Origin of the sequence: Streptomyces sp. NPDC048644 (assembly GCF_043199105.1) — a bacterium.
In the GTDB taxonomy this organism is placed as follows: domain Bacteria; phylum Actinomycetota; class Actinomycetes; order Streptomycetales; family Streptomycetaceae; genus Streptomyces.
The window spans coordinates 199,326-211,899 of record NZ_JBICVO010000010.1 but is presented as its reverse complement, the minus strand read 5'-3'; the positions used below and the strand labels follow the sequence as shown (position 1 = coordinate 211,899).

At 72.8% G+C, this 12,574-nt stretch carries 9 protein-coding genes; 6 read left to right on the top strand and 3 right to left on the bottom strand.

Annotated elements, in window-relative coordinates; genetic code table 11:
- Nucleotides 1–320: 320 nt before the first annotated feature.
- Nucleotides 321–2,639: a SulP family inorganic anion transporter gene (locus ACGFNI_RS23950; RefSeq protein ID WP_393686666.1), complete on the bottom strand. Its 2,319-nt coding sequence runs from the start codon at nucleotides 2,637–2,639 to the stop codon at nucleotides 321–323.
- A 323-nt stretch (nucleotides 2,640–2,962) separates the two neighbouring features.
- Between ACGFNI_RS23950 and ACGFNI_RS23945 the strand changes: the two genes are divergently transcribed.
- Nucleotides 2,963–4,285 (top strand): hypothetical protein, encoded by a 1,323-nt coding sequence (locus ACGFNI_RS23945; protein WP_393686665.1) that lies wholly within the window; start codon nucleotides 2,963–2,965, stop codon nucleotides 4,283–4,285.
- Here ACGFNI_RS23945 and ACGFNI_RS23940 read toward each other — a convergent pair.
- Entirely contained in the window at nucleotides 4,266–5,252 is a 987-nt protein-coding gene (locus ACGFNI_RS23940) for an ATP-binding protein (RefSeq protein ID WP_393686664.1), read from the bottom strand. The two genes, ACGFNI_RS23945 and ACGFNI_RS23940, sit on opposite strands and share 20 nt — an antisense overlap.
- Before the next feature lie 101 nt (nucleotides 5,253–5,353).
- Between ACGFNI_RS23940 and ACGFNI_RS23935 the strand changes: the two genes are divergently transcribed.
- Nucleotides 5,354–6,208, top strand: a complete 855-nt coding sequence (locus tag ACGFNI_RS23935; protein ID WP_393686663.1) for an oxidoreductase — start codon at nucleotides 5,354–5,356, stop codon at nucleotides 6,206–6,208.
- A 426-nt stretch (nucleotides 6,209–6,634) separates the two neighbouring features.
- Here ACGFNI_RS23935 and ACGFNI_RS23930 read toward each other — a convergent pair whose 3' ends face one another.
- Entirely contained in the window at nucleotides 6,635–7,498 is an 864-nt protein-coding gene (locus ACGFNI_RS23930) for an HAD-IB family hydrolase (RefSeq protein WP_393686662.1), read from the bottom strand.
- A 459-nt stretch (nucleotides 7,499–7,957) separates the two neighbouring features.
- Between ACGFNI_RS23930 and ssd the strand changes: the two genes are divergently transcribed.
- The 4 genes from ssd (at nucleotide 7,958) to ACGFNI_RS23910 (ending at nucleotide 12,502) form a co-directional block, all read left to right on the top strand.
- Nucleotides 7,958–9,106, top strand: a complete 1,149-nt coding sequence (gene ssd / locus ACGFNI_RS23925; RefSeq protein WP_393686661.1) for a septum site-determining protein Ssd — start codon at nucleotides 7,958–7,960, stop codon at nucleotides 9,104–9,106.
- Between the two features lie 123 nt (nucleotides 9,107–9,229).
- Complete coding sequence (locus tag ACGFNI_RS23920) at nucleotides 9,230–10,414, top strand: TadA family conjugal transfer-associated ATPase (RefSeq protein ID WP_393686660.1); 1,185 nt, start codon at nucleotides 9,230–9,232, stop codon at nucleotides 10,412–10,414.
- Between the two features lie 403 nt (nucleotides 10,415–10,817).
- On the top strand, nucleotides 10,818–11,672 hold the full coding sequence (locus tag ACGFNI_RS23915) for a type II secretion system F family protein (protein WP_393686659.1): 855 nt from the start codon (nucleotides 10,818–10,820) through the stop codon (nucleotides 11,670–11,672).
- The gene (locus tag ACGFNI_RS23910; RefSeq protein WP_393686658.1) at nucleotides 11,669–12,502 is read left to right on the top strand and encodes a type II secretion system F family protein; all 834 of its coding nucleotides are present in this window, start codon (nucleotides 11,669–11,671) and stop codon (nucleotides 12,500–12,502) included. Before ACGFNI_RS23915 ends, ACGFNI_RS23910 begins: the two co-directional genes overlap by 4 nt.
- Nucleotides 12,503–12,574 lie beyond the last annotated feature (72 nt).

Sequence of the window (12,574 nt, the reverse complement as noted above, 5' to 3'; positions counted from 1 at the left end):
AATGCTCAATGATCACGGGGAGTTGGTCAACCCCTTCCGATCCTGGCACTAACTGATCGGTTGGTACAGATCCGTCTTGACGTGGACGTGTCGCGGTGCGGGGGCGGCGCCCCCGGCGCACATCCTGGGGGCGCCGCTGTTCCGGGCGCCACCGCCGAGCGGGGTCCGTGGTGCTCGCCATCTGACGCGTTCGGTACGGATTGCGCGGGTGTCGAGTGCTTCCTTTTCGAGCCGTAGATTGTCCGGATGTTCGCGAGCTGTTGATCACGGATGCGGGCCGGGTGGTCGCTCGCGGGCCCTTGCCTCCTGGAGGTCGCGGGTCAGACCGTCACCGGCGCCGCCTCTGCGCGCACGGCGGAGAACCGGCCGGACGCCTCGTCCAGGACGTACGCCTGCGCCTCGCCGACGTGGAAGTACATGCCGTGCAGGGCGAGCGCGCCCTCGGCCACGCGGCGGGCCACGCAGGGGTGCGCCCTCAGGTGATCGAGCTGTTGGCGGACGTTGACCAGCGCGAGTCGTTCGTGATCGTCCGCCACCGGGCGCTCGGCCAGGCTGACTTCGTCCTCGTCCGGGCGGCCGGACGCGGCCCTCATGCGGTCCAGGCTCGGCCTGCCGTGCCGCAGCCAGCGGGCGAGCGCGGTGGGGTCGGGAGCCGGCGCTTCCGGCCCCGGGGGCACCTCGTCCGGCGTGGTGAGCAGTGCCTTCATCGCGCCGCACCCCGAATGCCCGCACACCGTGATCGAGCCGACCTCCAGGACCTCCACCGCGTACTCGACGGCTGCGCCCACGGAGTCGCAGGCGCCGTCGCTGCCGGGCGGCGGCATCAGATTGCCGACATTGCGGACGGCGAACAGATCGCCGGGACCGCTGGACGTGATCATGCTCGTGACCAGCCGGGAGTCGGAGCAGGCGAGGAAGAGCTGAGTGGGCCGCTGCCCCTCCCTGGCCAGCCGGGCCAATTCCTCGCGGACCAGCGGGGCGGTGTGCCGCTGGAAGGCGCTCACGCCGCCCATGAGCTGGCTGCCGCTGGAGCCCGGAGCGGCCTCGCGGGCCGGGGCGGGCCGGGTGCAGTGGTGGTTGCGCCACGGTGTCCACGGGCTACAGGCGTGCGCACCGGCGGGCTCGGCGATGGGCCGGCCGCTGCGACCGCCGAGGGTGACCCAGCCGCCCTGCGCACGATGCCGCGCGGACCAGGACTGGAGCGCTTCGTAGGCGGCGTGGTCCATGAAGGACCCGCACAGCTCGACGACCACGTCCGAACAGGCCGGGACCAGCGCCAGGGCCCGGGTCAGCTGGGGCACGGCGAGAAACGTCAACTGGCCGCTGACGCGCACCCGGTGGCGGCCTTCCTCCTCCAGGACCGTGATGCGGGTGTGGGTCAGCCGGCGCAGCGCCAGGAAGGCGGCGACCGCGATGCCCGTCAGGACGCCCTGGAGTACGCCGAGTGCCACGACGCCGCCCAAGGTGGCTGCGTACACCGGGAATTCGCGGTGCCGCTGCACATGCCGGATGTGCGCGAAGCTCACCATCCGTACGCCGACCAGCATCACCAGCGCGGCGAGCGCGGCCAGCGGGATCAGTTCCAGTGCGGCGGCCGAGAGGCCCGCGCACAGCAGGACCCAAAGGCCGTGCAGCACGGTGGCGCGGCGGCCGGTGGCCCCGGCGCGGACGTTCGCCGAGCCGCGGATCGCGCCGCCGGAAATCGGCAGGCCGCCCAGCAGGCCGGTGACGATGTTGGCGACGCCCTGCCCGGCCAGTTCGCGGTTGAGGTCCGAAGGGCGGGACGGGGTGCCGGGGTGCTCGACCGCGAGCCGGTCCACCGCCACCGCGGACAGCAGGGACTCCATGGCGGCGACGAGGGTCACGGTCAGCACCGCTGCGGCGAGGGCGGGAACCGTGGCATCCGGGAGCGCGGGCAGTGACGGCGCCTGCCAGGAGGGGAGTTCGACGCGCGGGACGTCCGCACCGACGCTGACGGCCGTGGCCGCGAGGACGGCCACCAGGGCGGCCGGGACCGAGGCGAGCCGCCGCCCGAGGCGTCCGGGCAGCCGGCCCCAGCCGATCAGGACGGCGACGGTGAGGGCCCCGATCAGCAGGGCGGCGGTGTGCGGGTGCGCCAACTGGCCAGGAAGTGCAAGGGCGTTGGCAAGGGCGGAGCTTTCCGCGCTGCCGCCGAGCACCACGTGGAGCTGGCCGATGGCGATGGTGGCGCCGATGCCGGCGAGCATGCCGTGCACGATCGCCGGGCTGACGGCCAGCGCGGCGCGGGCCACGCGCAGGGCGCCCAGGGCGAGTTGGGTGAGCCCGGCCAGCACGGTGATCGCGCAGGTGGCGCGCCAGCCGAAGCGCTGGACGAGGTCGGCCGTGACGACCAGGAGCCCGGTGGCGGCACCGCTCACCTGGAGGGGGGCGCCACCGAGCAGGCCGGCGACGATGCCGCCGACGACCGCGGCGACCAGGCCGGCCTGCGGTGGTGCGCCGGTGGCGAGGGCGATGCCCAGCGAGAGCGGCACGGCGAGAAGGAAGAGAACGATCGAGGCGGAGAAATCTCTGCGGAGCGCGGTGCGCCCGACGGCCTCCGGCGGGTCGTGTGGATGGTGCGTGCGTTGCGGCTGCGGCGTCTTCGTGAGCTGCGACATTCCCGTCTCCTCCGGGGCGACGCGGTCGCGCGGGGCGCGATCGTGGGGCGGCGGTGTACTGCGGCGGGACGCGAGCCGACCGGCCGGCGTCGCGGTGGGTGACGCTCCGGTGACTCTCAAGCATCGGTAAACGAATCGTAATGCCAGGTAAAGAGCGAGAGAAGGTTCTTCCGGCAGACGGGTCGCGCATTCCACCCATCGGGTGAATGTGATGATTATCGGCTCGTCCCTTACCTCACCCTCCTCGGCATATGAAAGCTTGCGGGCAGTTTTTCCGATTAATCCCTCGGAAGGTGCGCGCAGCACCAGGAATGAGGTGGCTGATGGCAGCCGCATCACGGGTCACGGCGGGGGCCGTCGCAGCCATGGCGCTGGCAGCGGTCGCCGGCTGCTCCACGGCACCGCACCGCACACCGGGCCAGAACGCCGCGAAGGGCCGGGCGGCGCCTCCGCCCAAGGCCCAGCGGGTCAGGCTGATCGGCGACGGCTCGACCGCGGACACCGGAGCGCAGCCGAACCAGCCGGTGCCGGTGCGCCTCAAGCCGGGCGAACGGCCCCCGCAGTTCGTGGTGTTCTCCTGGGACGGCGCGGGCGAGGACGGCCAGCAGCTCTTCTCGCACTTCCGCGAGGTCGGCAAGAAGTACGACGCGACGATGACGTACTTCCTCAGCGGCGTCTATCTGCTGCCGACGGACAAGAAGGACCTCTACCGCCCGCCGCGGCACGCTCCCGGCGCGTCGGACATCGGCTTCAACGACGTCCAGGGCGTCAGGGACACCGCGCGGCAGATGCGCGGCGCCTGGCAGGACGGCAACGAGATCGGCACCCACTTCAACGGGCACTTCTGCGGCCCCGACGGCGGGGTCGGTACCTGGTCGGCCGAGGAGTGGAAGAGTGAGATCGAGCAAGCCGAATCGTTTGTGCGGCACTGGAAGAGCACGTCGGGGCTCACGGACGAGAAGCCGCTGCCCTTCGACTACGCCAAGGAACTCGTCGGCGGCCGGGCGCCGTGCCTGGAAGGGCAGACGAACCTGATCCCCGCCGCCAAGGCGAGCGGCTTCCGCTACGACGCCAGCTCGGCCGGCGGGCTGCAGATCTGGCCCCGGAAGATCGACGGCGTCTGGGACTTCCCGCTCCAGCAGATCCCGGTGCCGGGCCGGACCTTCGAGACGCTCTCGATGGACTACAACTTCCTCGCCAACCAGTCCGTCACCCCCGAGGGCGACCCGGCGAAGCGGACCGCCTGGGGACGGCAGATGCACGACGGCCTCATCCAGGCGTTCCACCGCGCCTACCGGGGCAACCGCGCGCCGCTGTTCATCGGCGACCACTTCGAGTCCTGGAACGGCGGTGTCTACATGAAGGCCGTCGAGGACACCATCAAGACCGTCTGCCCCCGGAAGGAGGTGCGCTGCGTCAGCTTCAAGCAGCTGGCGGACTGGCTCGACGTGCAGGACCCGGAGGTGCTCGACAAGCTGCGCGGGCTGGACGTCGGCCAGGCTCCGCGGGACGGCTGGGCGTCGTTCACGACCGGCTCCCCGGCCGCCCCGGTGAGCCCTGCCGCGGCGGCCGATGCGCCCGCGCCCGGAGCGGCGGTGCCGGCGCCGTCCGCCGCGGAACCGCAGGTCACGCGGGCTGCGGAGTAGCCGCCCCTTCGGAGAGCACGAAGGCGGGGTCGACCTGGGCCGCCAGGTCGGCGCCCGTCTTCGCGTTGCCCCAGCTCGCCGCGTTCTTCAGGTGGAAGTGCACCATCTGACGGGTGTAGCGCTCCCAGTCCCGCTCCCCGTAGGCGGCGTCGGCGGTGGTGTGCAGGGTGTCGAGGGCGCGGCGGTTGTCCTCTTCGAGCTGCGCGAAGGGGGCGGGGCGGCCCTTTTCCATGGCCCGCACCCAGTCCGAGTGGCCGACCGTCACCAACAGGTCGTCGCCCACCTCGTCGCGCAGGAACGCGAGGTCGTCCGGGCCCTGCACCTTGTTGCCCACCACCTTCAGGCTGACGTCGAAGTCCCGCGCGTATTCCTTGTACTGGCGGTAGACGGCAATGCCCTTACGGGTCGGCTCGGCAACCAGGAAAGTCATGTCGAAGCGGGTGAACATCCCGGAGGCGAAGGAGTCCGAGCCCGCCGTCATGTCGACGACGACGTACTCCTCGCGGCCGTCCACGAGGTGGTTCAGGCACAGTTCGACCGCGCCGACCTTGGAGTGGTAGCAGGCGACCCCGAGGTCGGACTCGGTGAACGGGCCGGTGGCCATCAGCCGTACGGACGTGTCGTCGAGCGGGATCGTGCGGGCACAGGCGTCATAAACGGGATTGCCGCGGCCGACGTGCAGGAGCTGCGAGCCGTCGCCTGGCGGGGTGGTTTTGATCATCGTCTCGGCGGAGGCGATCCGGGGGTTGGCGCCGCGCAGATATTCCTTGATCAACGGGAGATGGGCGCCCATCGCGGGAAGCGCGGCGGCGGACGCCTCGTCGAGGCCGAGGGCGGCCCCCAGATGCTGGTTGATGTCGGCGTCCACCGCGATCACGGGGATGCGGGAGGCCGCGAGATGGCGGATGAACAGGGAAGACAGGGTGGTCTTGCCGCTGCCGCCCTTGCCTACGAAAGCGATCTTCATGTTCACCAAGCGTAAGCGGACTCTGGCTGTGAGTGAGAGCGCTGAGTGAAGAAGACCACTCCTTCGGGGGGTGCGGCCAACTGGTGCGTAGGGTCGGACCCATGGCTGCACACACCCGGGGCACGACCCCCGAACCTCCGCAGGCGAACGCCGATCCGCTCGCGGCCCTGGCGTCGCTCCCGGGGGTCGTCGACGCCGTCGATTCCGTACGCAAGGGCGTCGACCGGGTCTACGGGCACCGGATCATGCGGCGGCGCAGCACGGAGGTCACCTCGGAGGCGGCGCTGCGCGGCGCCCGTGGTTCCGCGGCGCTCTCGGGGGCCGACTGGGCGCTCGAAGAGGTGCGGCGGCGCACCGACTTCGGCGTGGACGGCGAACCGCGGACGGTCGGCGCGGCGCTGCGGCTGACGGCCGAGGCGGGGCAACTGCTCAACGTGTGGCGGCAGTCGCCGCTGCGGGTGCTGGCGCGTCTCCACCTGGTGGCGGCGGGCGGCGGCGTGGCGGACGACGCCGTGGGGCGGCCCCGTCTCGCGGGTGAGCCGGTCGACGAGCCGCTGATCGGGCTGCCGCTTCCCGACGCCGACGAGGTCGCGGGCCGGCTGGACGGGCTGGCGCGGCTGCTGCTCGCGGAGAGCGCTGCGCCGGCGCTGGTGACGGCTGCGGTGGTGCACGGCGAACTGCTCGCGCTGCGGCCGTTCGGCTCGCACAACGGCCTGGTCGCACGGGCCGCGGAACGCGTGGTGCTGGTCGGCAGCGGACTCGATCCGAAATCGATCTGTCCGGCCGAGGTCGGGCACGCGGAACAGGGCAGGGCGGCTTATGTGGCGGCCCTGGAGGGCTACGTATCGGGTACGCCCGACGGCGTCGCGGCGTGGATCGCGCACTGTGGCCGCTCGGTCGGACTGGGGGTGCGCGAGAGCACCGCGGTCTGTGAGGCGATGCAGCGCGGCGCCTGATCCGGTGGCCGGGCCCGGGACGCGTACGTAACCGGGGGCCGGGAAATCCTGCCCCGCAAAAGGGGGTGCGGCGGTACGAGTGCTGATCCGTACCGCCGCTGGCATGTCTGCCGCGTGACCATGCGTGCTCGATATATGCCCATCAGGCCGGAAATCTTTTGTCCGTTGCCTGGTGCGGCTGGCCCGTAATCGACGGGTCGGCGTCGCGTGGGTGCCCGGCGTTCATGCATCGGTCCGTGGGGCCGTGTTGCGTTTTAAGGTGATCCTCTCGGAGGTCCTTGGTCTCGCGGGCCGTTGACTCCTTTGTACTCCAGGTGCCGGGTAAGCGGAACCCTTCACCTCAGATCTTTACTTTTGCCTTCAATGACGGGCAATGGGCGCAATAAGGGTCACGCGAGGTGACGGGATAAGCCGTGCCTTTTCCCGCTATGCATCGATAGGGCCGCGCCGTCGGTTCGCGTACCAGACCAGCCCGGCGGTGACGGCGGCCGTGCCTACGGCCGCAACGGCGGTGACTACTAGGGGGCGCGCGGGCATGGACAGCGAGGGCAGCCGCTGCTTGAGCCGCACCGGGCGGGTGAACGACAGCACCGGCCAGCCCCGGGCGGCGGCCTCGCGGCGCAGTGCCCGGTCGGGATTGACCGCACAGGGGTTGCCGACCGCTTCGAGCATCGGGACGTCCGTCGCGGAATCGCTGTACGCGAAGCTCCGGTCCAGGTCGTAGCCCTCGGACGCGGCGAGATCCCGGACAGCTTCGGCCTTCGTCGGCCCGTAGGCGTAGTACGCGACCTCGCCGGTGAACCGCCCGTCATCGCCGACGACCATTTTGGTGGCCACGACACGGTCGGCACCGAGAAGTTCGCCGATCGGCTCGACGACCTCGGCACCCGAGGTGGAAACAATCACCACATCGCGGCCCGCGGCCCGGTGTTCCTCGATGAGGGACGCCGCCTCGTCGTAGATGATCGGGTCGATCCTGTCGTGCAGGGTCTCGGCGACGATCTCGCGGACCTGGGCGACATCCCAGCCGCGGCAGAGCGACGAGAGATAGGCGCGCATCCGCTCCATCTGGTCGTGGTCCGCGCCGCCGACAAGGAACACGAACTGTGCATATGCAGTGCGCAGTACGGCCCGGCGATTGATCAGGCCACCTCGGTAGAACGACTTACTGAAGGTCAGCGTGCTCGACTTTGCAATCACGGTCTTGTCGAGGTCGAAGAACGCCGCAGTACGGGGGGTCGAGTGGGGTACGGAGTGGTTTTCCACGAGGCGAGCATAGGCTCCCACCATTCGGCGTAAGGTCGGGCGCGTGGGTTTGCCTGAGAAGGCTCTCGGGTACACCATGGAAGTCACGGATCGTTCGCGACCGTGCTAACCCGGTCCGGCTCCTCCCCCCCCCCGAGTCGGCCGTGGGGACGACCCCCGCTCTCCCCCCCGGCGGGGGTCGTCGCATGTCCGGACGCATTTCCCGGCGTCGGGCAGGGGGCACAGATCTCTCATCTCCCCAGCGTCCAGGCGTGGTTGACGCGCAGCGTGCATCACGCACCGTAGTTGTCGCGTCGCTTTCCGGATGCCCCTTAAGGCCCCCAGGAGTTGCTGTCCAGTCACCGGTATAGGTGACAGAGATATTCACAATGGCGAGTTGTCCACAGTTTTTGACCAAGATCCACACGGATTTCCTGATCGCTGCACGCTAAAAGCCCGCGAGTTCGCGGAGGAGCGAGTTGTGTAGCGATTGGGGGACGGAACGTGGCTGGATCCAGGACATCCGATCAGCCGGCGGTTTCGGGCGGAGAGCGCAGCCGCCCGCTGATCATCACCGAGGACGAGCAACTGCTCGACGATCTTCTGCGGCTGTGCGCGGCGGCGGATGTGCGGCCCGAGGTGGCGCACGGCCTGCCTGCGGGCAGGGACGGCTGGGCGCAGCCGCCGCTGGTGATCGTCGGCGATGACTGCGCGGCCAGGTTGCGCGACGCGGGACGCCGGACGGGCCTCGTACTCGTCGCGCGGGACACCGACGACACGGACATGTGGCGGCAGGCCGTCGCCCTCGGTGCCGAGCGGGTGGTGACGCTCCCCGGAAGCGAGCTCTGGCTGGTCGACCGGATCGCCGACGCGGTCGAAGGGGTCGGGCCCGCGGCGCTCACCGTCGGGGTGATCGGCGGCTGTGGCGGCGCCGGCGCGAGCACCCTCGCCTGCGCCTTGGCCGTCACCGCGGCGCGCACGGGCCGGCGCACCGTGCTCGTGGACGCCGATCCGCTCGGCGGCGGGCTCGATGTGCTGCTCGGCGGCGAGAAGGAGAAAGGGCTGCGCTGGCCGGCGTTCCGGGAGTCGCGCGGACGGGTCGCTTCCGGGGCGCTGGAGGACTCGCTGCCCCGGCTGCACTCCTTACGGGTGCTCAGCTGGGATCGCGGCGCCGAGGTCGCCATCCCGTCGGCCGCCATGCGGGCGGTGCTGGCGGCGGCGCGCAGACGCGGCGGCGTGGTGGTGGTCGATCTGCCGCGGCGGGTCGACGACGCGGTGGCGCAGGCCCTGGCCCAGGTGGACGTGGGGCTGCTGGTGGTGCCCGCGGAGCTGCGGGCGGTGGCCGCCGCGGGGCGGGTGGCGGCCGGTGCCGCGGCGGCGCTGCGTGACCTGAGGGCCGTCGTCCGGGGGCTGCCGAGCGGACTGCCGGGACTGGACGACGACGAGATCGCCGCCCTCCTGGAGCTGCCGCTGGCCGGTGAACTGCCCTGGGATTGCGGCCTGGTGGACGATCCGCCGCGCGGCGTGCCGCCCGGCGCCCGGGTCCGCGGGCCGCTCGCCCGCTTCTGCGCCGCCTTCTGGGAGCGGGCGCTGCCGGACGGGAGCGGGCCGGCGGCCTGTGCGGCGCGGGACGGGGACGGGGTGCGCGGGTGAGCGGGGGCGGGCCCGGGGCGCGGCGGTGGCGCGCCGTGGGCGGAGAGCAGTCTCCGGGAGGCGTGAGGTCGGGGCGTACGGGCGGGGCTGTTGTGGTCCTGGCTGTGGACAGGGGGTGCGGGGATGAGCAGGGACCTGGTGGAGGCGGTGCGGCGGCGGCTCGCGGAGGACGGGGCGGAGCCGACGGCGGCGCGGGTGGCGGTGGCGCTGCGCGAGGAAGGGCGGCTTCTCGGAGACGCCGAGGTGCTGGGGGTGGTGGCCGCCTTGCGGTCCGAGATGGTGGGCAGCGGCCCGCTGGAACCGCTGCTGGCGGCGCCGGAGGTGACGGACGTCCTTGTCACCGCGCCGGACGAGGTGTGGGTGGACCGGGGCGGCGGCCTGGAGCGGACGTTCGTGCGCTTCCGGGACGCTGCCGAGGTACGCAGGCTGGCGCAGCGGCTGGCGGCGGTGGCCGGGCGGCGCCTCGACGACGCCAGGCCGTGGGTGGACGCCCGGCTGCCGGACGGTACGCGCCTGCACGCAGTGCTGCCGCCGGTGGCGGTGGGCGGCACCTGTCTGTCGCTCCGGGTGCTGCGACCGCGGGCCTTCGGGCTTGCGGAGCTGGTCGCGGCGGGGACGGTACCGCCGGGCGGCGACCGGCTGCTGACGGCGCTGCTGGCGGCCCGTATCTCGTTCCTGATCAGCGGGGGTACGGGCTCGGGCAAGACGACCCTCCTGTGCGCGCTGCTGGGGCTGGTCGGCCCCGGGGAGCGGATCGTGCTGGCGGAGGACTCCGCGGAGTTGCGGCCGGACCACCCCCATGTGGTGCGGCTGGAGACCCGGCCCGCCAATCAGGAAGGCGTCGGACGGGTGACACTGCGGGATCTCGTCCGCCAGGCGCTGCGGATGCGGCCGGACCGGCTGGTCGTCGGCGAGGTGCGCGGCGCCGAGGTCACCGACCTGCTGGCGGCTCTCAATACCGGGCATGAAGGCGGCTGTTGCACTGTGCATGCCAATGCCGCCTGTGATGTCCCCGCCCGGCTGGAGGCGCTCGGCTCGACGGCCGGGTTGGACCGCGCCGCCCTGCACAGCCAGTTGGCGGCTGCGCTCTCCGTGGTGCTGCATCTTGCGCGTGACCGGGAGGGGCGGCGGCGGATCGCCCAGATCCATGTCCTGGAACGGGACCGCAACGGCTTCGTGGTGACCGTGCCGGCCGCGGTCTGGGGGGCGGGCGGCTTCGAGGAGGAAGCCGGGTGGGGGCGGCTGATGGAGCTGTGCGAGCGGGGCGCGGCGGGGGTGGAGGCGATGGGTACGGGGCGGGGGAGCTGATGGGAGCGGCGGGGCGGAGGGCGCGTAGAGGTGCCCGAGGTGAGCGAGTGGCGTGTGGCGATGTGGGTGACGTGGTGTGTGGGGCGAGGTGATGCAGATGTGGTCGGTGTGGGGGCCGGAGGGCGGATCCGTGGCCATGGGGGTGGCGGTGTGCTGCGCCGGGGCCGCGGGCTGGCTGGCGAGCGGCGGACGGGACGGCTCGGGGCGACGGGCCCGGGAGATGTTCGCAGGCGGCGCGGGCCCGGTGGCGGCTGTGCACGGAGCGGGCGGGCGCGCGGGTCCGCCGGGAGCAGGCGCCGGGTCCGGTGGCGCGCGGGGTGCCGAGGGGGAGGCCGGGGCTGGAGGTGTTTCTTCCGAGGGCCGGTCCGCCGCAGGGGAGTGGTGGCGGGGCAGGCCCGGAGCCGTGCTCCAGGGACGCTTCGCCGGTGTCGTGACCGTGGTGGAGGGCGCTGATGGGGTCTCGGGGCGGCGGTGGCGGATCGGCTCGCGGCTGGACGTCGGGCGTGAGGTGTGGTGCCTGCCTGTGGGGCTGGTGATCGGCGTGCTGGGAGGCTCGGTGTTGCCGGTGTTCGCCGCCATGGCGGCGGTGTTCGTGGTCGGCAGATGGCTTCGCGCCCGCGGCGCGGAACGGGCGCGTGACCGGCGGGCGGCGGAGGTGATCGCGCTGTGCGCGTCGGCCGCGGGGGAGCTGCGGGCCGGGCGTCAGCCGGCCCAGGCGCTGCTGGCGGCGGGGGCGTCAGGGCTGGGGGAAGCGGGCTCGGCTGTGATGGCGGCGGCGCGTTACGGCGGGGACGTGCCCCGGGCGCTGCGAGCGGCGGCACGGCTGCCGGGAGCCGGCGGGCTGGGCGGGGTGGCGGCGTGCTGGCAGGTGGCGGTGGAGGGCGGGGCCGGACTGGCCTCGGGCCTGGAACGGATCGCGGCCGGCCTTCGCGCGCAGCGTGACCAACGGGAGGAAGTACGCGCGCAGTTGGCGGGCCCGCGTGCCACCGCGCTGATGCTCGCGCTGCTGCCCGTCTGCGGGCTCCTGATGGGCAGCGCCCTCGGCGCGGACCCGCTCCGGGTGCTGCTGCACACGCCGGTCGGCTGGGTGTGCCTGGTGAGCGGCGGCCTTCTGGAGTGGGCCGGGGTGGCCTGGACGTCCCGGATCGTCGCCGATGCCCTGCCGCCGGTCTCCGTGGGCCGGGTGGAGCCGGACGGGAAGGAGCGTCGCGCGGACGAGACGTGGACGCGGCAGGGCGGGGAGGCGGGGAGGGCATGAGTCCGGAAGTTGTCCACAGGTTGGGGATGGCCTGTGTGGCCGTGTCGGTGGTGAGCGCGGTGTGGTGCGTGCGCACAGCGCTCAAGGAGGAACGCAGAAGGGGGCGGATGCGCAGGAGGGCGACGGTGGTGCTGGGCGGAAGCCCCGCGGCCCGGGGGCTCGGTGCGGGGCGACGGCGGGGCGGTGCGGAGAGTGCGCGGTGGCGCGACGGCCCTCGGCTGAGCGGCCGGGTGAAGGAGTGGCTGGGGCCGTTGGGGGTGGCCGGTTTCGTGCTCATTCTCGTCGGTGGAACGGCGGGTGTCGTGGCAGGGCCGGTGGCGGCATACGTCGCGTATCTCTGGCGCCGGAGGCAACGCGCCACGGAGGCGGGGCGGCGGGTGCAGGCCGCGGTGCGTGAGGAGTTGGCGCCGGCCGGCGACCTCCTGGCGGCCTGTCTCGCGGCGGGCGCCGGGCCGCGCGAGTCGGCCGAGGCGGTGGGGCGGTCACTGGGCGGGATCGTCGGCGAACGGCTGCGCCAGGTCGCGGCGGAACTGCGGCTGGGTGGTGAACCGGCCAATGTCTGGCCGAGATTGGCGGTGCTGCCGGGCGCCGCGGAGCTGGCGCGGTGCATGGAGCGGGCCGGAATATCCGGGGCGCCGGCGGTGGACGCGGCCTCCCGTGTCGCCGCCGAACTGCGCGCGGAGTGGGGCCGGGTCGCGGCAGGCCGGGCGCGGCGCGCGGGGGTTCTGGTGACGCTGCCGCTGGCCGCGTGCTTCCTGCCGGCGTTCCTGCTGCTCGGGGTGGCACCCGTGCTGACCGGTCTGGCGCGCGGGCTACTGGGCCACGGCTGACGTGCCCTGACCTGGCCGCGACGGGGCTGAGGCCGGATTCCGGCCCCGTCGGCGGCCCGTACCGGGCGCAAC

What these genes read in the sequence shown, in the direction of transcription:
- ACGFNI_RS23950 (WP_393686666.1), bottom strand. Translation starts at nt 2,639, where the DNA reads ATGTCGCAGCTCACGAAGACGCCGCAGCCGCAACGCACGCACCATCCA.
- ACGFNI_RS23945 (WP_393686665.1), top strand. Translation starts at nt 2,963, where the DNA reads ATGGCAGCCGCATCACGGGTCACGGCGGGGGCCGTCGCAGCCATGGCG.
- ACGFNI_RS23940 (WP_393686664.1), bottom strand. Translation starts at nt 5,252, where the DNA reads ATGAAGATCGCTTTCGTAGGCAAGGGCGGCAGCGGCAAGACCACCCTG.
- ACGFNI_RS23935 (WP_393686663.1), top strand. Translation starts at nt 5,354, where the DNA reads ATGGCTGCACACACCCGGGGCACGACCCCCGAACCTCCGCAGGCGAAC.
- ACGFNI_RS23930 (WP_393686662.1), bottom strand. Translation starts at nt 7,498, where the DNA reads ATGGTGGGAGCCTATGCTCGCCTCGTGGAAAACCACTCCGTACCCCAC.
- ACGFNI_RS23920 (WP_393686660.1), top strand. Translation starts at nt 9,230, where the DNA reads ATGAGCAGGGACCTGGTGGAGGCGGTGCGGCGGCGGCTCGCGGAGGAC.
- ACGFNI_RS23910 (WP_393686658.1), top strand. Translation starts at nt 11,669, where the DNA reads ATGAGTCCGGAAGTTGTCCACAGGTTGGGGATGGCCTGTGTGGCCGTG.